Source organism: Halomonas sp. C22 (assembly GCF_007655045.1).
Taxonomy (GTDB): Bacteria; Pseudomonadota; Gammaproteobacteria; order Pseudomonadales; family Halomonadaceae; genus Vreelandella; species Vreelandella hamiltonii.
This window is the reverse complement of sequence record NZ_VBVC01000005.1, coordinates 102,983-125,676: the sequence shown is the minus strand read 5'-3', so window position 1 is coordinate 125,676 and position 22,694 is coordinate 102,983. Positions and strand designations below refer to the sequence as shown.

General features: G+C 61.8%; 17 protein-coding genes. 4 read left to right on the top strand and 13 right to left on the bottom strand.

Annotated elements, in window-relative coordinates; genetic code table 11:
• Window positions 1–224: 224 nt before the first annotated feature.
• Entirely contained in the window at window positions 225–3,674 is a 3,450-nt protein-coding gene (mfd, locus tag FEU76_RS11605; RefSeq protein ID WP_186299141.1) for a transcription-repair coupling factor, read from the top strand.
• A 97-nt stretch (window positions 3,675–3,771) separates the two neighbouring features.
• Window positions 3,772–4,896: a L,D-transpeptidase family protein gene (locus FEU76_RS11600; protein WP_144983147.1), complete on the top strand. Its 1,125-nt coding sequence runs from the start codon at window positions 3,772–3,774 to the stop codon at window positions 4,894–4,896.
• A gap of 180 nt (window positions 4,897–5,076) precedes the next feature.
• Here the strand turns inward: FEU76_RS11600 and FEU76_RS11595 are convergent, their stop codons facing one another.
• The 6 genes from FEU76_RS11595 to FEU76_RS11570 all read right to left on the bottom strand — a co-directional run bounded on the left by FEU76_RS11595 (window position 5,077) and on the right by FEU76_RS11570 (window position 12,749).
• The gene (locus FEU76_RS11595) at window positions 5,077–5,340 is read right to left on the bottom strand and encodes an Lpp/OprI family alanine-zipper lipoprotein (protein WP_016914087.1); all 264 of its coding nucleotides are present in this window, start codon (window positions 5,338–5,340) and stop codon (window positions 5,077–5,079) included.
• A gap of 226 nt (window positions 5,341–5,566) precedes the next feature.
• Window positions 5,567–6,199 carry a L,D-transpeptidase gene (locus tag FEU76_RS11590; RefSeq protein ID WP_039179791.1) on the bottom strand — a complete coding sequence of 211 codons (633 nt, stop codon included), beginning with the start codon at window positions 6,197–6,199 and terminating at the stop codon, window positions 5,567–5,569.
• 186 nt (window positions 6,200–6,385) lie between these two features.
• Window positions 6,386–6,850, bottom strand: a complete 465-nt coding sequence (locus FEU76_RS11585; protein ID WP_144983144.1) for a 2-hydroxyacyl-CoA dehydratase — start codon at window positions 6,848–6,850, stop codon at window positions 6,386–6,388.
• A gap of 60 nt (window positions 6,851–6,910) precedes the next feature.
• Window positions 6,911–7,372: a DUF6586 family protein gene (locus FEU76_RS11580; protein WP_039179786.1), complete on the bottom strand. Its 462-nt coding sequence runs from the start codon at window positions 7,370–7,372 to the stop codon at window positions 6,911–6,913.
• Entirely contained in the window at window positions 7,369–9,996 is a 2,628-nt protein-coding gene (gene topA / locus FEU76_RS11575) for a type I DNA topoisomerase (protein WP_039179783.1), read from the bottom strand. The genes FEU76_RS11580 and topA overlap by 4 nt, the downstream gene beginning before the upstream one ends.
• Before the next feature lie 320 nt (window positions 9,997–10,316).
• Window positions 10,317–12,749 (bottom strand): DUF3141 domain-containing protein, encoded by a 2,433-nt coding sequence (locus tag FEU76_RS11570; RefSeq protein WP_144983141.1) that lies wholly within the window; start codon window positions 12,747–12,749, stop codon window positions 10,317–10,319.
• 250 nt (window positions 12,750–12,999) lie between these two features.
• Between FEU76_RS11570 and FEU76_RS11565 the strand changes: the two genes are divergently transcribed.
• Window positions 13,000–13,998: a LysR family transcriptional regulator gene (locus tag FEU76_RS11565; protein WP_039179984.1), complete on the top strand. Its 999-nt coding sequence runs from the start codon at window positions 13,000–13,002 to the stop codon at window positions 13,996–13,998.
• An 85-nt stretch (window positions 13,999–14,083) separates the two neighbouring features.
• A complete protein-coding gene (gene lipA / locus FEU76_RS11560; protein ID WP_016914094.1) occupies window positions 14,084–15,136 on the top strand; it encodes a lipoyl synthase in 1,053 nt (350 codons plus the stop codon).
• A gap of 72 nt (window positions 15,137–15,208) precedes the next feature.
• Here lipA and lipB read toward each other — a convergent pair whose 3' ends face one another.
• From lipB to mrdA, 7 genes are all read right to left on the bottom strand, one after another.
• Window positions 15,209–15,862: a lipoyl(octanoyl) transferase LipB gene (gene lipB, locus FEU76_RS11555; RefSeq protein WP_096922829.1), complete on the bottom strand. Its 654-nt coding sequence runs from the start codon at window positions 15,860–15,862 to the stop codon at window positions 15,209–15,211.
• A gap of 1 nt (window position 15,863) precedes the next feature.
• On the bottom strand, window positions 15,864–16,178 hold the full coding sequence (locus FEU76_RS11550; protein WP_081138930.1) for an HP0495 family protein: 315 nt from the start codon (window positions 16,176–16,178) through the stop codon (window positions 15,864–15,866).
• Between the two features lie 131 nt (window positions 16,179–16,309).
• The gene (locus tag FEU76_RS11545) at window positions 16,310–17,515 is read right to left on the bottom strand and encodes a D-alanyl-D-alanine carboxypeptidase family protein (RefSeq protein ID WP_039179772.1); all 1,206 of its coding nucleotides are present in this window, start codon (window positions 17,513–17,515) and stop codon (window positions 16,310–16,312) included.
• A 66-nt stretch (window positions 17,516–17,581) separates the two neighbouring features.
• Window positions 17,582–18,559: a septal ring lytic transglycosylase RlpA family protein gene (locus FEU76_RS11540; RefSeq protein WP_144983138.1), complete on the bottom strand. Its 978-nt coding sequence runs from the start codon at window positions 18,557–18,559 to the stop codon at window positions 17,582–17,584.
• A complete protein-coding gene (gene mltB, locus FEU76_RS11535; RefSeq protein WP_096922827.1) occupies window positions 18,552–19,529 on the bottom strand; it encodes a lytic murein transglycosylase B in 978 nt (325 codons plus the stop codon). The genes FEU76_RS11540 and mltB overlap by 8 nt, the downstream gene beginning before the upstream one ends.
• Before the next feature lie 93 nt (window positions 19,530–19,622).
• Complete coding sequence (rodA, locus tag FEU76_RS11530; RefSeq protein ID WP_186299140.1) at window positions 19,623–20,786, bottom strand: rod shape-determining protein RodA; 1,164 nt, start codon at window positions 20,784–20,786, stop codon at window positions 19,623–19,625.
• Window positions 20,786–22,693, bottom strand: a complete 1,908-nt coding sequence (gene mrdA, locus FEU76_RS11525) for a penicillin-binding protein 2 (protein ID WP_096922826.1) — start codon at window positions 22,691–22,693, stop codon at window positions 20,786–20,788. The genes rodA and mrdA overlap by 1 nt, the downstream gene beginning before the upstream one ends.
• Between the last annotated feature and the right edge of the window lies 1 nt (window position 22,694).

Sequence of the window (22,694 nt, the reverse complement as noted above, 5' to 3'; positions counted from 1 at the left end):
AGGGGATTTTCAGGGGGCATTATCCGGAGCCAGCGGCGTGGCCGCAATGAATGGATAGTCGCACAGGATGTAGGGGTATTACAGAAATAGGGCATTGACTACAAACACCAATGATGCAACGCGCGATGACGACCCTGCCCGCCCCACGGGCCGAAAGGCGCTGCGTAAAAGTGTCGTTCGTGTATGATTCTGGTTCCGTTCCAGCGCAAAACGAAGCCGACTCCATGACCTCTTTTTCTCTGCTCGAACCGCCTCAGCCGCAAGGGATACGCGATACGCTCTACCTGAAAGCGCCGCCGGGCAGCGCCACTGCGCTGGCATTGGCCCAGGTGGCGGCCAGCGCACCACTGCTGGTCATTACGCCCAATACCGCCAGCGCCCAGCGCCTGGAGCAGGATCTGGCCTTTTACAGCAGCGTGCCGGTGCTGCCGTTCCCCGATTGGGAAACATTGCCTTACGACAGTTTTTCACCGCATCAGGATATTATCTCCGCCCGCCTGCGCACGCTGAGGCAGCTGCAGGACGGCGCGCGCGGCATCGTGCTGGTGCCCATCAATACGCTGATGCAGCGCTTGCCACCGGTGTCTTACATTGCAGGCCGCGTCATGACCCTGCAGTCCGGCGCCAGGCTCGACCGTGAAACCTTCCGCGAATCGCTTTCACGGGCGGGCTATCGCGCGGTGGAAACGGTCTACGAGCCGGGCGAATACGCCATGCGCGGGGCCATCATCGATCTGTTCGCCATGGGCATGGACGAGCCGATTCGTATCGACCTGTTCGATGACGAGATCGACACACTGCGCCACTTCGACCCAGGCAGCCAGCGCTCTACCGACAAAATCGACGGCATCGAACTGCTGCCCGCCCACGAGTACTCGCTGAGCCGCAGCGCCATTGCCTGCTTCCGCGAGCAGTTCGAGACCCTGTTCGACGTCGACCCGCGCCAGTGCCCGCTCTACAACGACGCCCTGAAGGCCATTCCTTCACCGGGACTGGAGCAGTACCTGCCGCTGTTCTTCGACGAAACCGCGTCGCTGTTCGAGCACGTGACAGATGACACCCGGATCGCCCTGCTGCCGGGCGTCTTCGCTGCCGCCGAACAGCACTGGCAGGCTATCGAAGCGCGCTACGTCAATCTGGGCGTCGACCCGACACGCCCCCTGCTGCCGCCCCATCGTGCGTTCTTTCCGGTCAGCGACGTGTTTGCGGCCATCAAGGCACGCCCCCGAGTGGAGTTCACCGAGGACGAGCAGCAGCGCCATGCGCTGGCACCCCAAGCCCGCGCCCTGCCCTCGCTGGCCATCAATGCGCGGGCCAAGCAGCCGCTGGCCGAGCTGGCAAACTTCATGGCGGCGCAGCCCGCGACACGCCTGCTGTTCGTGGCGGAATCTCGTGGTCGCCGAGAAGCACTCGAAGAAGTCCTGGCACCGCTCAAACTCTCGCTACCCCACGTAGAGAGCTTCCACGCCTTCCTGCAAGGCAATCAACCCCTGGCGATCACCGAAAGTCTGGTGGCCAGCGGCCTGTGGCTGGAAACGCCCGACCTGGCGGTGATCAGCGAAACCGAGCTGTTCGGCGACGTTGTACGACAGAGCCGCCGCCGCGAGAAAGCCACCGATGACAACGAACTGGCAGTTCGCCACTTGTCGGAACTCCGCGAGGGGGCGCCGGTGGTCCACCAGGCCCACGGGGTGGGCCGCTATCTGGGCCTGGAAACCCTGGAAGCCGGGGGCCAGGCCAACGAATTCCTGGCGCTCTCCTATGCCGACGGGGCCAAACTGTACGTGCCGGTGGACAGCCTGCACCTGATTTCTCGCTATAGCGGTGCCGACGACGAGCTGGCACCGCTGCACAAACTGGGCTCCGACCAATGGGAGAAGGCCCGCCGCAAGGCCGCCGAGAAGATTCGCGACACCGCCGCCGAACTGCTCGACATTTACGCCCGGCGCGAGGCCCAGCAAGGGGTGGTCTACGAAGCCCCCGGCGAGGAGTACGTGCGCTTCGCGGCCAGCTTCCCCTTCGAGGAGACTCCCGACCAACAGGCCGCCATCGAAGCGGTGATCAGCGACATGGTATCGCCCCAGCCCATGGACCGCGTGGTGTGCGGCGACGTGGGCTTCGGCAAGACCGAAGTCGCCATGCGCGCAGCGTTCCTGGCCGTGCAGTCGGGCAGGCAGGTGGTGGTCCTGGTGCCCACTACCCTGCTGGCACGCCAGCATTTCGAAAACTTTCGTGACCGCTTTGCCGACACCGCGGTGAACATCAGCCTGATCTCGCGCTTTACCGGCGGCAAAGAGATGACCCAGACCCTGGAGAGCATCAAGAGCGGGCAGACCGATATCGTCATCGGCACCCACAAGCTGCTGTCCAAGAGCGTCGAGCTGCCCAAGATGGGGCTACTGATCATCGATGAGGAGCACCGTTTTGGCGTCGCCCAGAAGGAGAAGCTCAAGACCCTGCGGGCCGAGATCGACATTCTCACGCTGACCGCCACGCCCATCCCGAGAACGCTGAACATGGCGATGAGCGGCATTCGCGACCTCTCCATCATCGCGACGCCACCCGCCCGCCGCCTGTCGGTCAAAACCTTCGTCCAGCAGCGCGACGACAGCGTGATCAAGGAGGCCCTGCTGCGGGAAATTCTGCGCGGCGGCCAGGTCTACTTCCTGCACAACGAAGTCAAGACCATCGAAAACGCCGCCGAACAGATTCGCGAGCTGGTGCCGGAAGCGCGAGTGGCGGTGGCCCACGGCCAGCTGCCGGAGCGTAGCCTGGAACGCGTGATGTCCGACTTTTATCATCGGCGCTTCAACGTACTGGTGTGCTCGACCATCATCGAAACCGGCATCGACGTGCCGAGCGCCAACACCATTCTGATCGAGCGGGCCGACAAGTTCGGCCTGGCCCAGCTGCACCAGCTGCGGGGGCGCGTGGGCCGCAGCCACCACCAGGCCTACGCCTATCTGCTCACGCCTTCGCCGAAGGCAATGACCCGGGATGCCGTCAAACGCCTGGAAGCCATCAGCGCCTCCGACGACCTGGGCGCGGGCTTCACCCTGGCCAGCCACGACATGGAAATTCGCGGTGCCGGGGAACTGCTGGGCGACGAACAGAGCGGCCAGATGGAAACCATTGGCTACTCGCTTTACATGGAAATGCTCGACCGCGCCGTGAAGGCCATTCGGGCAGGCAAGACGCCCAACATCGACGCCCCCTTCAACACCGGCGTGGAAATCAGCCTGAACCTGCCCGCGCTGATTCCCGACGACTATCTGCACGACGTGCAGCAGCGCCTGGTGATGTACAAGCGCATTGCCAACACCCAGTCGGATGGCGAGCTCAAAGAGCTGCAGGTAGAGCTGATCGATCGTTTCGGCCTGCTGCCTCAGCCGCTGAAGAACCTGATCCGCCAGACGCGGCTGCGCCAGCGCGCCGAGCAGCTCGGCATTGCCCGCATCGAGGCCGGTGAATCCCGCGGCCGAGTGCTGTTCGACGGCTCTACCCAGGTCGACCCATTGACCCTGGTGACGCTGATCCAGACCGCCCCGCAGCACTACCGACTGGACGGTTCCGACACGTTAAGATTTGAATTTGCGATGGAAACCGCCGAGCAACGCTTTGAGAGGGTTGAAACACTGTTAAACACCCTTAATCAAAAAGTAGCGAAGGCGTGAACCTTGGGGCAAACTTGTCATTAAGCAGACAACCCTGCCAACGCATGGCCAACCACCGCCAGGCGTCTCTGCAGTGCATACTTGATTAGGAACGACCATGAATACTCGCAAGATCATCAACCGTTGGGGCCCCACCAGTCTGGCGGTCCTGCTGGCCGCCAGCTTGACCGGACCCGTTTATGCCCAACCCGCCTCAGAGCAGGCTGCGGTCAGCAGTGAAGCCACTGCCGGTGCCGAACAGGTCGCCGAGGCGCGCCACGAACTGCCACGCGGGCATTTTCGCCTGCCCGAGCAGGGTGACATCATCGGTGAGTACTACACGGTAACGGTGGACAACCCCGAAGAGACCCTGATCGACATCGCCCGTCGCCACAACATCGGCTACGAAGAGATTCGCATGGCGAATCCTGGCGTCAGCATGTGGGTACCTGGCGAAGGCACGGAAATCGTCATTCCGGCCCAGTACATCCTGCCCCCCGCACCGCGTGAAGGGGTGGTGGTGAACCTGTCGGAACTGCGCCTGTACTACTACCCGGCCAACAACCCCGGCATCGTCGAGACCTACCCGGTCAGCGTCGGTCGTGACGGTTTCGCCACCCCGGTCGGCATTACCCGCACCACCGTCAAGGTCAAGGACCCCGCCTGGGCACCGCCCGCCTCCATGCGTCGTGAAGCCGCCGAGCGTGGCGAGCCTGCCCCGGCCATCGTGCCGCCAGGCCCTGACAACCCGCTGGGCCGCCACGCGATCCTGCTGGCCATGCCGAGCTACCTGATTCACGGCACCAACCGTCCTGACGGCGTCGGCATGCGCGCCAGCCGCGGCTGTATCCGCATGTACCCCGAAGATATCGAGTCGCTCTACGAGCGCCTGCCCAGCGGCACCCAGGTCAACCTGATGGATGCTCCCTTCAAGGCAGGCTGGGCGGCTGACGGTACGCTGTTCGTGCAGTCTTACCCGCAGCTGGAAGAGAACGTCGAAGGCTCTGAGCCCCTGCGCGACGCCATGGAGCGCCTGAACGCCCTGGTGGAAGACCAGGTGGATATCGATGAAGCCCAGATCCAGCGCGCCATCGCCGAGCCTGACGGCCGTTTTGTCGCGCTTCACGGCCCGCAAGCCGCCGTTGAAGAACAGCCCCAGCCTGAAGCGCAGCAGCCGCAGCTGGAAGGCATTCTAGGCGACATCGAGCTGTCTACCGTAGTTCGTATCGAAGGCGACGCTTAATGCCTTCCAGGGCCGCCTCTGGCGGCCCTGTCATCTTCCGCCAAGCTCGCTCGACGATTGGCGACAGGAATGAAAGCAAAACCTGAATAAACGCCAAAAAAAACCCCGCCAGTTGGCGGGGTTTTTTCACATCTAACAGCAGCCGTCGGGTTCTTGACGAACCTGACGACCCAAGCAGAATTACTTCTGCATGGAACGCTGGAACATGCGGTTCATTTCTTCACGGTTCTGCTCAGACATCTGCAGGGCAGCTTGCGCGTCGCGCTGAGCCTGGTTTGCAGTGTTCAGAGCCTGTGAAGCCATGCTGCGAGCTTCTGCAGCGTCAGCTTGTGCAGATTCAGCAGTCATGCGAACTTCTTCCAGAGCGCTGGTAGAAGCACAGCCAGCCAGGATTGCCAGAGAAGCAGCAGCGGCGGTCATTTTCAGAGCAGTCTTAAGAGTCATGATGTTCTCCTTGAGTCTTCCTTGGGTACTACGTTTAAGGGTATGACAAAAAATAAAGCTAAATTATTAGCTTAGATTTGTCTACCTGCGATGCAGGTTCTTTTCACCGACTTGTACCAGGGCTTACCCGTGGGGTACGCAAGTCAAACGCTGTTTTATAATAGACCACAGCGGTTGTCTATAGTCGCGTGTCCAAAAACCTGGAACTTCCTTCAACAACATAAGCCTAGCGGATCACCACGCGTGTGCCAACTCCTACTAGCTCGGCAACCCGCTCGATTTGCTCATTGGTCACTGCCACACACCCTTGGGTCCAGTGGAAGTTGCCATGGATATCGGGGTCTCCTCGGCCAATGCCGTGAATCCCAATGGCTCCCCCCAGCGCGGTATCCTGCGGTGGGGAGCCGTAACGGCGATAGTGGTCGAAATAGGCCTCGTAGTCCGCCTGGGAGTAGATGCCTTTTTCGAGCGCCATGCGCGCGTGAGGTGGCGTAGGATAATCGATACTGATGAAGATATGCCACTGGCTTTCGAAATTAAATCGATTAATTCTGAACTCACCCAGCGGCGTCACGTTACCGCCGCGTATACGATGCGTTCTGGCGCCCCCACGGCCTAGCGATACCGGCGCGAACCGCTCCAGCAGCGCATGACCACGAAACACGCTCAGCGTCGCCTCCTTGTCGTCTACCAGCACCCACACCTCGTTGCTGTGACGGGGCACGTCTGCTCTGGCCAGCAAGGTGGCGACCAGATCGGTAGGCTCGTAATCAGGCAGGGCACTGGTAGCCGCTGCACTGGCCACTACAGGCCAGCCCAGTGCCAGCGCCAAAAATCGGCGACGGTTTACAGGCATCATTGTTGCTCTCGAAAATGGGGTCGGCTCGACATCAGGTAAGCCAAGGCCGACCGATAACGCATGGATGGAGGCTGTTATACCCTATTCATGCGGCTTTTGTCAGCGTATCGACCCCACAATAAACGCCCAAAATGCCCGCCATCTCAACCGCCAACTGTGCTTCAACGTAGCTATGCAGACCTGGCGCTAGACGCCCTCCAGCTCTTGCAGGCTAGCCACCAGCTTGCGCGCTTCGGCGGCATGCCCTTGGGCCAAGGTCGTAAAGAACGTTTCCTCAGGGGCCACTCTGGCCCGCGAGGCGCGATGCTCGTAGAGGGCCTGAAGTTGCTCGTGCGACTCCACGGCCGTGGCGGTCAACTCATCCAGTGAACCGGCCACGTCCCGCTCTGCCAAGGCTTCCAGCACCGGCGGCTGAGGAAAATCGCCGGACTCGTCGAACCATAGCTCCAGCACTTCGCGCTGATCCGAACCATCGTGAAACAGCGCCTCCAGCCCGGACTTCATGGTCAATTCACTGCTGGCGAGATAGTTGAGCGCCATGGCCAGCCGCTCGTGCTCTGCCGCATCGGCTGCTGCGCTGTACTGGCGCGCCATACGCTCATGGTAGCCAGCAGCCCACTGCATCAGATCCTTCACTTGGTTGTATCGCATCCTTGCCTCCTGTTGAATGACACACTCCATAGCATGGACATGATCGGCCATTTTTCAAGCCTACCACTCCAGGCTGGTCTCCCTGAGCAGCGCCATTTCACGCTTCGCCGACTGAAGATGTTCCAGCAATTGCTCGCCCAGGGACGCCTGAGCGCCTACGGCGATCATGGCGGGGTTATGCACCTGACGGCGGGCTGCGCCCTCGTCGCCATGCAGCTTCTCCAGTTGCGCTGTGAGCCACGCCAGCCAGCTATCCGGGCGCTGCAGCTCGTCACGCAGGCGCTGCAGCTCGGCAAGCGCCGGGCCGTCGCTGGCCAGCAGCCGCCGCCAGTCATGATCCGGCAAGCGCGCATGCTCGGTGACCTCTTTCAACAACGACACCAGCGCCAGCTCGAACAGCGCCAGCGCGCCCTCCTCCAGCGCCATCTGACGGGCAGCAGCGTGCTCGTCATCGCCCACCGGAAGCCCAATCATCAGCTCGGCTTGATAGACGAGCTGGTTAGTACGCGAACGGGCACTCACTTGCGCTTGTCCTCCACGTGCCATTTACCGCCTTCGTAGGTGGCTTTCCAGCCCGTGGCCTTGCCCTCTTCGTCGGTCATCACGTACTGCTCTTTATTCTTGCGTGAGTAACGAATCTGCGCCGGGCGGCCGTCCGGGTCTTCGCTGGGCGCCTTGAGCAGGAAGTGGTACTTCTCGGGCAGCTCATCGGCATGGGCCTTCAGCTCGTGAACCAGCGGTGGGCGTGTTTCACGGTTCTTGGGGAACTTGCTGGCCGCCAGGAACAGGCCGCTGGCACCATCACGCAGCACGTAGTGGTCTTCCACCTTCTGACAGGCCAGCTCCGGCATGGGAATCGGGTCCATCTTGGGCGGTGCCACTTCGCCGCTGCGCAGCAGCTTGCGGGTGTTCTTGCACTCGCTGTTGGTGCAGCCGAAATATTTACCGAAGCGTCCGGTCTTGAGCTGCATGTCCGAGCCACACTTGTCGCATTCGATCAGCGGGCCATCGTAGCCTTTGATCTTGAATTTGCCGCCCTCGACTTCGTAACCATCGCAATCCGGGCTGTTGCCACAGATATGCAGCTTGCGGGTTTCGTCGATCAGATAGTTGTCCATGGCCGTGCCACACTTCGGGCAGCGACGCTTGGCGCGCAGTGCATCGGTTTCTGCCTCTTCCCCGGCATCTTCAGCCACGGCTTCTTCACCGGGAATGAGGTCGATGGTGGTCTTGCAACGCTCCTTGGGCGGCAGGTTGTAGCCGCTGCACCCCAGGAACACACCGGTGGAAGCGGTTCGAATCTGCATCTGACGGCCACAGCTGGGGCAGTCGATGTTGGTCGCCACCGGCTGATTGGGGCGCATCCCTTCATCGCTCTCGGCCTTGGCCAGCTCATGACGAAACTCGTCGTAGAAAGCATCCAGCAGCGCCTGCCAGTTGCGCTCGCCCTCGGCGACTTCATCCAGGCTGTCTTCCATGCGCGCCGTGAAGGAGTAATCCATCAGGTCCGGAAACGACTCCTTGAGGCGCTCGGTGACGATATCGCCCAGCTTTTCGGCATAGAAGCGGCGGCTTTCCAGCTTCACATAACCCCGATCCTGAATCGTGGAAATGATCGAGGCGTAGGTAGATGGACGCCCGATGCCCTGCTTCTCAAGCTCCTTGACCAGGCTGGCTTCGGTGTAACGCGCAGGCGGCTTGGTGAAGTGCTGCTGAGGGTCGAGCACTTCGAGCCCCATGGGCGTGCCGGTAGGCAGGTCGGGGAGGGTCTGATCCTCGTTCTTGCCGGTCGGCTTCATGACTCGGGTGTAACCATCGAACTTGAGCACGCGCCCTTTGGCACGCAGCTCGTAGCCATCGACCTCGACACTCAGGGTGCTGGAAAGATATTCCGCCGGGGTCATCTGGCACGCAACGAACTGCCGCCAGATCAGCTCATACAGGCGCTCGGCGTCACGCTCCATGCCCACCAGATCCGTGGACTTGCGCTCCACGCTGGAGGGGCGGATCGCTTCGTGGGCCTCCTGTGCGCTCTCTTTGCTGCTGTAGCGGTTGGGCGCTTCGGGCAGATAGCGCTCCCCATACTCATCACCAATAAACGAACGCACGCTCTCGACCGCATCCTTGGACAAATTGGTCGAGTCGGTACGCATATAAGTGATGTAGCCAGCTTCATACAGCCGCTGGGCCATGGTCATGGTCTTCTTGACCGAGAACCCTAGCCGCCCGCTGGCCGCCTGCTGCAGCGTCGAGGTAATGAAGGGAGCGGTGGGCTTGGAGCGTGTCGGTTTGTCTTCGCGCGACGTGATCGACAGTTTGGCCTTGCGCAGCTTGGCAATTCGCTCCAGGGTCTCTTTTTCCGAGGTGGGGCGGAAGGCCTGGCCATCCTGCCGCGCCAAAGCAAAACGCACCAGCTCACCCTCGGGCGAGACCAGGTCCGCATGCACGTCCCAGAACTCTTCGGGGATGAAGGCGCGAATTTCCCGCTCACGCTCGACGATCAAACGCACGGCCACCGACTGTACACGGCCGGCAGACAGGCCGCGGGCAATCTTGGCCCACAGCAGCGGCGAGAGCATGAAGCCCACCACGCGGTCGAGGAAACGGCGCGCCTGCTGAGCTTCCACACGGGGGATGTTCAGCACACCGGGGGTCTTGAAGGCATCCTGAATGGCATTCTTGGTGATTTCGTTGAACACCACGCGCTTGTAGCGGCTGTCGTCACCACCGATGGTTTCCCGCAGGTGCCAGGCAATGGCTTCCCCCTCGCGGTCCAAATCCGTGGCGAGGTAGACGGCATCGGCTTTTTCGGCCAGTTTCTTCAGCTCGGCCACGACCTTTTCCTTGCCGGGCAGAATGTCATAGTTGGCCGCCCAGCCATTGTCCGGGTCGATACCCATGCGGCGAATCAACTGGTCGTGGGCCTTGCGCTGCTTGTACTCGGCTTTCTCTTCCGCTGACATCTTGCGCGTTGCCGCGGCCTGGCGAGCGCGCTCCTTTGGGTCGGAGGCTGCCTTACCCGAGCCGCTGGTCGGCAGGTCACGGATGTGACCCACGCTCGACTTCACGATGAAATCGTTGCCGAGATACTTATTAATCGTCTTCGCTTTCGCGGGCGATTCGACGATGACCAGTGACTTGCCCATAGTGCTCCACTTTCCTGATGCCGAGGCGCTATCGCCCCGGCGCTAAATACGTTGTCGCCCCAAATCATGCCTTGGCGACCATGAGAAAAATGCGCCTACCCTACCCCAGCCCTTGCCCAAGCGCTAGTAGCAACCTTGTGCAGCGGCACACACGATGAGGTAGTGCCTCCTCGAAGAGGCCGTCGCAATCGACCGTGCTTTTTTTATATCGAGTAGCTAGACACTAGACTGCCGTATAGCACTCGGCAACCTTAAGCGGGGTTCTCCAACCAATCGCCCCCGCTGAAAAGCGGGGGCGTCGGCGGTGATGACACGAACGGCTAGCGCTTGCGTGACGTTCCGCGCCGCGCATTGGCTGACCTGGTCGCAGGCTTTTTAGCGGCCGCGGCAGGGGCTGAAGATGCCGCTGAAGGCTTGGCTTCCTGAGTGGTCGCGCCCTCGGTGTCGGTGTCGGTGACGACTTCGGCCTTGGCCTCTGACTTGTTCTCAGGCTTGACCTGAGGTTTGGTGCCAGGTTCAGCCTCCGAGCTGTCGGCGGTTGCAGGCAGCGCAGGACGCGCTTGACCAAACAGCGCCTTGACCTGTTCGAAACGCTCGGCGGCATGGGCAGTCAGCTCACCGCTGGCCGAGAACACGTGCTCCAGATGCTCCAGGTGACCATCGATAGCCGCATTGTCCTCACCTTCCAGCAACACGGGCAGGGTGTTCAGGGCCTGTTCGCGGTCCAGCTTGAGAATGAAGAACTGTTCACGCACCAGGCGCTTGAACTCGCTCAACGAGCTGCTGGGCTCGAGCTTCGCACGCGAGGCGCGCAACCGCTTGAAGTTGCGCTCGTCGGTGGCGGGCGCACCGCCCAGCACGTAGATCACCGCTCGCATCACGGCTGCATGTGGGCCACCTTGGGTGATTTGCTTGCGCAGCTCATCCTGCTGATGCTGGATGAAGCGACGATGCTCCGGCTCGGCACCCGGACGGCGACGATGCACATGGGCATCACCATAAAGCCCGACGGCCGCCTGCAGCAGTGGCTGACCGTAGATATCCATGAACAGTCGCTCGGTGCTGCTGTCCCTGAAATCACGCCAGGCATTGAGGCTGGCGACGATCTGATCCGAGGCCATGGTTTCGAACGCCTTGAACACGTTGTCCTGCCCTACCGGCTCACGATGCTTGCGCACGTAATCGGCCATCACCGGCAGCGGCACGCTCAGCGGGTTGCGGTCCGACAGCAGCTTGTAGCCCAGCCGAATGGGGTGCATGCGCCGGATCCAGCGCGCGGCTTCTGGCGTCATCACCGCCTGCAGCCAGGGCTGCATATAAATCCGATACAGCCCCAGATTGATCTCCGAGATGCGCGCTACGGTGGCGAAACGGCGGTCATCTTCGGGCTTGTGCATGACATCCCGATCCAACTCCTCGAAGTTGCGCGGGTTGAATTCGAGCAGGTAGTCACGCTCGATCAGCTCGGCATCGGCTCGTTCACTGGCATGGGAAATCGTCGTTTCGTAAAGCCCTGGCGGCATCACGTCGATGTAATCCATATTGGCCGTGAATTCGGAGTGTTCCTTGCGGGAAACGCTGCCGGAAACGAAGATCCCCAGATGGCCCGTGGTGTCATGCAGGCAGTAGATGATGGTCTGGTCGTTGGCGATGATATCCTCTTCGCCTTCGTACAGATCACGAATCCATCCCAGCGCCTGCGGCGGCGGGGTAATGTCGTCGCCACGGGAGCAGAACACCACCACCGGCGAACGCACGTTGCGCAGATCGATGCGGCGCCCGTCGCGGGTCACCAGCTGGGCCGTGGAGAGCCGGTTGCCCACGAACAGATTATCGACGATGTACTGGATTTCTTCTCCACCCAGCACCACGTGACCACCCCACCAGCGCTCGAACTCAAGATAACGCGAGGTTTCGGTGTCGATATTGGCGTACAAGTGGTACTGCTTTTTCCAGTAGGTGTTGGCCGGATTCAGGCGCTCGAAGTTCTGCACCAGCCAGGCGCCATCGAACAGGCCATTGCCCATGTCACTGGTCAGCGCCGTGATCCAGCTACCGCCCACCATGCCGCCGGTATAGCGCATCGGCGCCTTGCCGTGCTCGCCCGCCCAGTAAGAGAGCGGCGCACCGGCAATCAGAATGGGTCCGAACACGTCGGGCTCCAGTGCCGCCGCCATCATGATCTGCCAGCCCGCCTGACAGTTGCCTACCACCATCGGCTTTTCAGTGGTTTCTGGATGCAGCTCGATGACATGACGCAGGAAAGCGATTTCCGCTTCTACCACATCCTCGACCGTTTGGCCGGGCTCTGGAAAGGGCAGAAAGCCAATGAAATAGCACGGGTGACCCGCCTTGAGCGCCACGCCCAGTTCGCTGTCGGGCTTGAAACCGCCGATGCCTGGGCCATGCCCGGCCCGTGGGTCGACCACCACGAACGGGCGCTTGCTGGGATCGGTGACCGTATCGCCCTTGGGCAATACGCGCAGCAGTTCGTAATTGGTCGGGTTGGGCAGCGTCCGCCCATCCATCAGCACTTCGGTATCGAACCCCAGCACGTTGGGCTTGGTCTGCTCCATGTGGGCCAGGTACTGGTTGCCCCGTTCGCGCATCACATCCCAGTACAGCACGTTGCGCTCGACGCTGTCGCGCCAGTAGCTCAAGGCAGCACGGCCAAACCCGAACGGGTCCATCATGCTTGTCAGCGCGCTGTTGCCCAGAGTGGGGGAAAGCAAGGGATTAGCGAGAAAGTTCATAGAGTCTCCCGTGGGGTTGATGCGGGGCACCAAGCCCGAAGCTATGATGCTGCAATGCAATATAGTTTAGGCCACTCCTTGCCAGACGTCGATCATTACCCATGCATGAACCTGTGTAACAACCTATGCATGGACCATTGAGCGACAGCGATTCAAGGCGTTAGCGGGCAAAGGGTGGTAGCATTTCGACATGGACCCACGCGCTTGGGAGTCGCTGACGCTGACCGAGCACGTTTACCTCGAGGTGGTTATGTCATCCCCGTCGCTGCTCAACCGCTTGACGTTTCGCCAACTGCAGGTGTTTCAGGCCGTACATCGCCAGCGCTCGTATTCGCGTGCCGCCGAACAGCTGGGCCTGACTCAACCCGCCGTGAGCGCCCAGATTCGCCAGCTGGAGCAGGCACTGGGGCAGCCGCTGTTTCGCTATGCCGGTAAAACCCTGCATGTACTGCCTGCGGCGGATACGCTGGCGCTTTCCACTCGGGAAATCTTCGGACAGCTCTCGCGCCTGCAGATGCACCTTTCAGATATTAACGGCAAGATCAGCGGCAAGTTGAGCATTGCAGCGGTTTCTTCTGCCCAATACGTGGTGCCCTACCTGCTGTCACGCTTTCGCGCCCGCTACCCCGATGTGCAGCTACGCCTGAAAGTATGCAACCGCAGCCAGGCACTGGAGCGCCTCGCCGACCAGCAGGATGACGTGGTCATCATGGCCATGGTGCCAGAGGACGATGGGCTGGTGGTCATGCCGGTATTGGAAAATGAGCTGGTGGCCGTGGTATGGCCGGAGCATCCGCTGCTCCAACTGGCCAACCCTACCCTCTCGGACTTTGCCCGCCACTATGTATTGATGCGTGAGCCGGGGTCAGGCGTGCGTAGCGCCTTCGAGCAGCTGGCGGTCGATCAGGAAGTCGGGCTGCCCCACCGTATCGAGCTGGGCACCAACGAAGCGATCAAGCAAGGCGTGATGGCGCATCTGGGCGTGGCGGTACTGCCGCGCATGGCCATTCAGCTGGAGCTGGAACAGGGGCTGCTGGCCACGCTGGCGCTGCCCCACTTTCCAATCCGCCGCGCCTGGTGCACCGTCTATCGCCGCGACCACTTCCCCACGCCGGTGGCGGAGCTGTTCTTGCGTTTCACCCGCGAACACCTCAGCGAGCTGCGTGCGCATTTCCAGGCGCCCCCCAGCCCCCTCCCCAGCCACGGCGTTTCCTGCCTGCCAGGCCTGAGCGTCGAACAGACCCCGTGATGCGCGACGGTGTCTTGTTGATTGCCAGATATGTTACATTATCTACCACCTACGTATCAGTTAGCGTGACTCGAGGCTCTCTCCTATGAGCAACACCCCTTCCCAGCGCGTGCCCAGCGGCGAAAAATTCCGCAACGAACACGGCATGACGGTGATCAAGGACGGCATGAAGCAGCGCAAGGCGCAGGCCGATGCGCCCGCCCTTGAACGCAAGCCCAAATGGCTGCGCGCCCAGATTCCAGGCGGCGAGCGTTTCGAAGCCGTCAAGAAAAACGTATCGACTCACCGGCTGAGCACGGTGTGCGCAGAATCCCACTGCCCCAACATGGGCGAGTGCTGGAGCAACGGCACCGCGACCATCATGCTGATGGGCTCCGTCTGTACCCGCGCCTGCCGCTTCTGCGCGGTGGACACCGGCAATCCCAAGGGTTGGCTGGACAAGGAAGAGCCCGAGAATACCGCCAAGTCCGTCGAGCTGATGGGCCTGCGCTATATCGTGCTGACCTCGGTCGACCGGGATGACCTGGAAGATGGCGGTGCCACGCACTACGCCTCGTGCATTCGCGCCATCAAGGCACGCACCCCCGAGGTCGTGGTGGAGGCTTTGACGCCGGATTTCGACGGCGATCAGGCCGCCATCGAGCGCGTGGTCGACTCCGGCCTGGAAGTGTTTGCCCAGAACGTGGAAACCGTGGAGCGGCTGACCTCCAAGGTACGCGACCCGCGTGCCGGTTACCGCAAGACGCTGGACGTATTGGCCCATGCCAAGCGCCACCGCCCGGACGTGATCACCAAGACCAGCCTGATGCTGGGGCTGGGTGAAACGGAAGAAGAGATTCTGCAGACGTTCGACGACCTGCGCGCCATCGGTGTGGATATCGTCACGCTGGGGCAGTACCTGCGCCCCACCAAGAACCATCTGGCAGTTGAGCGCTATGTCACGCCGGAAGAGTTCGAGCGCTATCGCGTGCTGGGCCTCGAGAAGGGCTTCATGGAGGTTCCCTCCGGCCCGCTGGTACGTTCGAGCTACCGCGCCGACCGCGTGTTCGAAAAGAACAACCTGGGCCTGGCCGCCCCTGCCGCAGTGCCTGGCCAGGAAACCGACAGCAACCGTATTCCGGCCTTCAACGTCGGCTGATACCCCGCACGAATGTCACCGGCATGCCCTTTCGGCATGCCGGTGAACCCGTCTTTTGCAGCACTTACTCGATCACGACGACGCCGAATCCACCAGTGATCGGCCTAGCTGCTCCGCCAGCGCCAGGGCCAGTGCCCCCCCGATATCTGCGCCATCGTCCAGCGTCACCAGGTCGCCCAAGCGCGTCACCTGCATACCTGCATAGCCACAGGGGTTGATGCGCCCAAACGGCGACAGGTCGCCGTCCACGTTCAATGCAACACCGTGGTAACTGGCCCCTCGACGAATGCGCAGCCCCAGCGATGCAATCTTGGCTTCCCCCATCACCGTGCGGGTATACACGCCCGGCGCATCCGGCTTGGCCCAGGCATCGACACCATGGCGGGCCAGCACGTCGATCACCGCATTTTCCAGGGCGCTGACCAGCTCACGCACACCGATCTTGCCACGCCGCACGTCCAGCAACGGGTAAAGCACCACTTGCCCAGGCCCGTGGTAGGTCACTTGGCCGCCACGGTCGGTATTGACCACCGGGATATCGCCCGGCATCAGCAAATGTTCGGGTTTGCCCGCCTGCCCCTGAGTGAAGACCGGGTCGTGCTCGACCAGCCAGAACTGGTCGGGCGTATGCTCGTCACGGCAGTCGGTGAGCTCGCGCATGGCTTCCCAGACAGGCTGGTAGGGCCGACGCCCCAGGCGGTGCAGCTCGATGGGTGCGGGGCTCATGTCACACCACCATGTGCACGCGGCCCGTGGCTTTCAGCTCATCGAACAGGCTGGCCAGCTGCTGTTCACCGGTAGCCACGATGGTCACCCGTACCGATTGGAAGCGGCCATTGCGACTATCCACCACCTGCAGGGTGGTTTCGTCGAAATCCGGCGCGTGCTTGACGATGACCTGGCATACACAAGCGGGAAAATCATCCGCCGCATCGCCTACCACCTTGAGCGAGTAGTCGCAGGGAAAAGTGATCTTGGGCGGCTCACTGACCGTAGAGGGCTGGCGCAGGTCACGCAGCGGAGACTTGGTATCTTTTTTCATGGGTTGCCTATCTATGACGAATGCTAAAACGAATGAAACCCTGACGATGACGCCAGAGCTTCTGGTTGCGACCGGGAGGCTGGAGCACCGCAGGCAGGCCACGTCGGCCTGCCCAGCGTGCTCGAGGCTCGTCAGCTTCTGAAGTTGCCGATCAGGTTGCTGAAGAAGCGCTGCACCTGATCGAAGAAGCGCTTGAACAGGCCGCCCTCTTCGACGTTTTCCAGCGCCACCAGCTGGCGCTCGCCGACCATTTCGTCACCCAGGTAGACTTCCAGAGTACCGACTTCGTCGCCAACGGCGACGGGCGCACTCAGGTCGCTATCCAGATTCAGACGCGCGCGCAGCTCTTCGTTGCGGTTGCGCGGCAGCGTCATGAAGACTTCACCATCGACACCCACGCGTAGCTCATTGGTGTCACCACCCCACACCCGCGGCGTGGCCAATACGGCACCGCGCTCATAGAGCTTCATGGTTTCATAGAAGCGGAAGCCGTAGCTCAGCAGCTTCTGGGTTTCCTGGGCGCGAGCCTCTTCGGAGCTGGTGCCCATGACCACGGAGATCAGGCGCATGCCATCACGCTCGGCAGACGACACCAGGCAGTAGCCCGCTTCGGTGGTCCAGCCGGTTTTCAGACCATCCACCGACGGGTCACGCCACAGCAGACGGTTGCGATTGGGCTGGTCGATGCCGCCAAAGGAGAAGTTGCGCTGTGAGTAGATGGCGTAGTGGTCAGGGTAGTCGTTGATGATGTACTGAGACAGGATGGCCATGTCTCGCGCCGTGGAGTAGTGCTGGTCACCCGGCAACCCGGTGGCGTTCTGGAAATTGGTGTTGTGCATGCCCAGCCGCGTGGCATGCTGGTTCATCAGGTCGGCGAACGGTGCTTCGCCGCCGGCCAGATGCTCGGCCATGGCCACGCTGGCATCGTTGCCGGACACGATGATGATACCGTGCAGCAGATTATCCACCGATACGCGGTCGCCCACCTCGATGAACATCTTGGAGCCACCGGTACGCCAGGCATTTTCGCTGATATTGACCATGTCGGTCAGGTTGATGGTGCCACGGTCCAGCTCCCGCTCGACCAGGTAGGCGGTCATCAGCTTGGTCAGGCTCGCCGGCGGCAGGCGCTCGTCGGAATTGTGCTCGGCGAGAATACGTCCGCTATTGGCATCCATCAGAATCCACGAGCTGGCCGCCAGCTGTGGAGGTGCCGGAATGATGGTCTGGGGTTGCGGCTGAGGAATCACCTGAGCCGAAGCAGGGATCGCCACGACGGTCATGGCAGCAAAAAGACACAGCTTGGCGGTCCGGCGAATCGATATCAATACATTCATCACACACGTCTCACTTACATTGGGTGGCAGCAGGGTAACGCTGCCGGGTGACTAAATTGGAACGCATTATCGCACTATAAACACTTGAGGAAAGCCCGCCCGGCGCAGATCTTCTCGGGCCTGGTTTTCCTGGGCAGGACTGACGGGCCCTACCTGAACACGATGCACCTCGGCCTCGCTTTTCACACGCACGCCATGGGCCAACTCCCCAGAAAGGCGCTGCTGCAATTGCTGGGCACCCTCTGCCGTGCCTAACGCGGCAATTTGCAGGAAGATGCCGTCGCCGCTTGCCTGTGCGGGCGCTGGCGAAGGGGAAGACGCTGGCGCAGCCGGGGCGCTCACGACACTCGGTGCCGACGCTGCGGGTACCGGTGCACTTACCGCCGTCGAGCGGGCCGCCTCCCCACCTCGACCACGCTCTGCCAACCATTGCGCCGGGTCGATGGCCTCGACGCGAACAGGCCCCGTGCCATCATCCAGAATGCCCAATCGAGCCGCAGCGGCGTAGGAAAGGTCGATTTCACGATCGCTGTGGAAAGGGCCACGGTCATTGACGCGTACGATCACCGAACGGCCATTGGCCAGGCTGGTGACACGGGCAAAGGTCGGCAACGGCAGCGAGCGATGCGCCGCCGTCATCTTGTACATGTCGTAGATCTCACCGTTGGAGGTGGCGTAGCCATGGAATTTTTCACCGTACCAGGAGGCCGTGCCCTGGCGAGCATAACCCCGCGAGTCCGGCAGTACACGGTAGGTTTCGCCCCACACCTCGTAGGTGGGGCGATTGCCTGCACGTGAGGGCTCCTCGATGCGCGGCTCGGCATCGGGCACCTGGCTGACGTCCGGCGGTGCTACCGGATAGGCATCGCCGGACATGGCATAGCGTTCGCCGCTGGGAGCGGCGCTGGCCACGGGCGAAGCACTGGGCTGCGACGCGGCGCTGCCGCTGTCACGCTGCGGCGCTTGGCTGGCACAGCCGCTCACCAGCATCGCCAACACGAGAGAACCGCTCACATAACGGGCATTGGTCAACAGGTTAGTCATGCTCACTCTCAAACTGATGCTGGATCGCGTCCGCCAATTCGGCCACGGCCATGCCGTAAAGGTGGCTGTGATTGTAGCGAGTAATCACATAGAAGTTGAATTCACCCAGACGGTAGCCTTGCTCATCTTCTGAAAAATCCAGCAATAGCGGCACCACGGGGGCATCAGGGGCCAGCGGCGCCTCACTAGTGATGCCCTGCTCCACCATGTCGGCGGCGGTCAAGGAGGGGCGCGAGGTCTGGTTGAAGGCGATGCCTTCGGGGGCTTCCTGTGGGCCGACGGCATCGTGGTAGATGGCGCCATCACGCTGCCAGCCATGCTCGGCAAAGTAGTTGGCTACGCTGCCGATGGCATCGACCGGGTTGTTCCACAAGTCGCGAATGCCGTCGTCATCGAAATCGACCGCGTAGGCTTGGTAACTGGTAGGAATGAACTGCGGATAGCCCATGGCCCCGGCGTAAGAGCCGTAGAGCGTTTCCGGCTCGACACCCTGCTCGTAGGCAATGGCCAGGAAAGCGGCCAGCTCGCCACGGAAGAAGCGCCCCCGCTGGGGGTGATGAAAGGCCAGCGTTGCCAGCGAATCGAGCACCTTGTGTGTGCCTTTGTGGCGCCCGTAATAGGTTTCCACGCCGATGATGGCGGTAATCACCTCAGGAGCGACACCAAAGACTTCTTCGGCACGCGCCAGCGTCTCGGCATGCTCGCGCATGAACTCGGCACCTTCTTCGATACGCTGCTGGTTCAGAAAAATATCGCGATATTCGAACCAGCGCAGACGCCGTTCTGCCGCCCCCGCCATGGCATCCAGCACGTTCTGGCGAAATGTCGCCTGCTCCAGCGCTTGCGTCAGCCACTGCTCGGGTACGCCCTGCTCCACCAGTTCACTGACCAGTTGGCGCGTCTGCTCGTTGACACGGGGGTCGAAATCGACCTCCTCGGCCGCCCAGGTGGCCGAGGCTGAACATGCCATCAGCGCCGCCAGTAAATACCCGCCCGCTCTTCTTCGCGCCCTGTTCATTTGCTTACCACTCCTGTGAAAAAGCGTCGACTGCACTTTGATCATTCAACGCGGCAATAGCCGCCGATGGGCGTGTATCGACATGAGAATACCGAACCCGGCCAGCAAGGTCACGCTGGAGGTGCCACCGTAGCTCACCAGCGGCAGCGGCACCCCCACCACGGGCAGAATGCCGCTCACCATGCCGACATTGACAAACACATAAATGAAGAACGTCAGAATGATACTGCCCGCCACCAGACGTCCAAAGGTGTCCTGGGACGCCGCCGCCAACCACAGCCCACGACCGACGATCATCACGTACAGCAGTAGCAGCAGCAGCATACCGACCAGGCCGAACTCTTCGCCGAGCACGGCAATGATGAAATCGGTGTGGCGCTCGGGCAGGAATTCGAGCTGCGACTGCGTGCCCTCCAGCCAGCCCTTGCCCCACAGGCCGCCGCTACCGATGGCGGTGGTGGACTGGATGATGTTCCAGCCGGAGCCGAGCGGGTCGCTCTCCGGGTCCAGAAAGGTCAGCACCCGCTGGCGCTGGTAGTTGTGCATGTTCATCCACAGCAGCGGCAGGCCCGCCGCCACCAGGGCCACTACCAGGCTAATCAAGCGCCAGGAGAGCCCCGCCAGCAGCACCACGATCAGCGCCGCGCTGGCCATCAAGAGCGAGGTTCCCAGGTCTGGCTGAATCGCCGTCAAGACCACCGGCGCGCCAATGATCAGGGCACACACCGCGATGTCCCGCAGCCTAGGGGGGAGCTGACAGCGATTGAGGTAAGCCGCCACCATCAGCGGGACGGCCAGCTTCATCATTTCAGAGGGCTGGAAGCGAATCACGCCGGGTATTTCCAGCCAGCGCTTGGCTCCCATGCCGATATCGCCAGCAATCTCCACGGCCACCAGCATGGCAAGCCCTACGCCATAAGCCAACGGCGCCCAGCGCAGAAACGTGGTGGGAGAAAACTGTGCCAGCACGAACATGCCCACCAGGGCCAAGCCAAAGCGCATGGCCTGAGCAATCACGACTTCGATGCGCTGCCCAGAAGCGCTGTAGAGCACCAGCAGGCCGCCCGCCATCAGCGCCAGCAGCAGGCCCACGAGCCAAGGGTCGATGTGAATACGCTCCCAAATGCTCTTGCGCCTGGCGATGCCGCTATCGGGTGGGCGAACCGGGTGCCCTCGCCAAGAGCGTGTCAGCAGTTGCAGCGGCATCATCAGTTACCCTCCACGCGGCCGTTATCCTCTTCCAGCACTTCCTTGACCTCATCGGCTTCCGGCGCCGCCTCTTTCAGCAGCCAGGCATCGGTCATGGCGCGCGCCATGCGGGCAGCATGGGTACTGCCGCCCCCGGCATTCTCGACGATGACCGATACGGCGATTTCAGGCTCTTCCAGCGGGGCAAAGGCCATGAACAGCGAGTGGTCGCGCAGCCGCTCTTCCAGCTCTTCGGCGTTGTAGCGCTGATCCTGACCCAGCGAAAACACCTGGGCCGTACCTGACTTGCCGCCCATGCGATACTCCAGGCCCACCCCGGTGCGCCTTGCCGTTCCTTCGCTGCCGGTGAGCACTTTCTCCATGCCGTTGAACACTCTGTCCCACCAGTTCTCATTGGCCAGGTCGATGTCGGGCAACGTGTCCGGCAGTTCCAGCGGGACGGGGTCTTCACCAATGCGCAGCGCCAGCCGAGGCTTGACCCAGTGACCACGGTTGGCCAAGGCCGCCGTGGCACTGGCCAGTTGCAGCGGGGTAATCTGCCAATACCCCTGACCGATACCGACCGAAAGGGTTTCCCCTGGGTACCAGGGCTGGTTGAAGCGTGCACGCTTCCAATCACGAGACGGCATCAAGCCGGTGCTTTCTCCCTGAACGTCGTGAGCGACCCGCTGCCCGAAGCCAAAGTTGGACATCTGATCATGCAAACGATCGATGCCAAGGTCGTGGGCCAGGGAGTAGTAGTAGGTGTTGTTCGACACGGCAATGGAGCGTTCCATGTCGACACGTCCATGCCCCCACCGCAACCAGTTACGGTAACGACGGGAATCATTGGGCAGTTGATAGAAGCCCGGGTCATTGATGGTGCTGTCCGGGGTGATCACCCCTTCCACCAGTCCGGCCAGCGCCAGAAACGGCTTGATGGTGGAACCAGGGGGGTAGTGGCCTCGAATGGCGCGGTTGAACAGCGGCAGGTCGATGTCTTCCTGCAGGGCGCGGTAAGACGCCACATCGATCCCGGTGACGAACTGGTTGCTATCGAAACCAGGCGTCGACACCATGGCCAGAATTTCCCCGGTGCGCGGCACGATGGCCACGATGGAGCCTCGCCGACCCTCCAGCAGCTCGTAGGCGAGCATTTGAAGCGAGCGGTCCAGGGTCAGGGTCAGGTTGGCACCGGGTACCGGGTCGGTGCGCCCCAGCTCGCGCAGCACGCGGCCACGGGCGTTGGTTTCGACCTTGCGAAGGCCCGCCTGGCCGTGCAATTCCGACTCGTAAAAACGCTCCACTCCGGTCTTGCCGATAAAGTGGGTGCCTGCGTAGCGGCCGGTGTCGAGGGTTTGCAGCTCTTCGGCATTGATCCGCCCCACATAGCCCAGCGCATGGGCCATCATTTCGGCATCCGGGTAGTAACGCAGCAGCTGGGCTTCTACCTCGACCCCGGGCAGGCGGTGGCGATTGATGGCCAGGCGGGCAATCTGCTCTTCACTCAGATCGCTCATCAGCAGCGCGGGCTGAAACGGCCGCTGGCGCTGGCGGGAACGAACGTTGAAGGCCTCGATCTCTTCTTCCGGCAGCTCCAGAAGTTCCACCAGCAGCGCCAGGGTATCCTCCAGGCTGTCGACACGCTCACGCACCAGCGTCAGGTTGTAGGTCGGTCGATTTTCTGCCAGCAGGGCACCGTTACGGTCGTAGATCAACCCGCGATTGGGCGGCAGCGGCTCGACCCGCACGCGGTTTTTCTCGGAGCGGGTGCTGTAGAGGTCGTGCTGGACGATTTGCAGATACCCCAGTCGACCGACCAGCAAACCGGTCAAGACGATGACCACGAACACTGCCAGCAGCGACCGAACACGGAAGATACGCAGCTCTTGCTCAGGGTTCTTTAGCGTGTCACGGCGCTTGGGCATG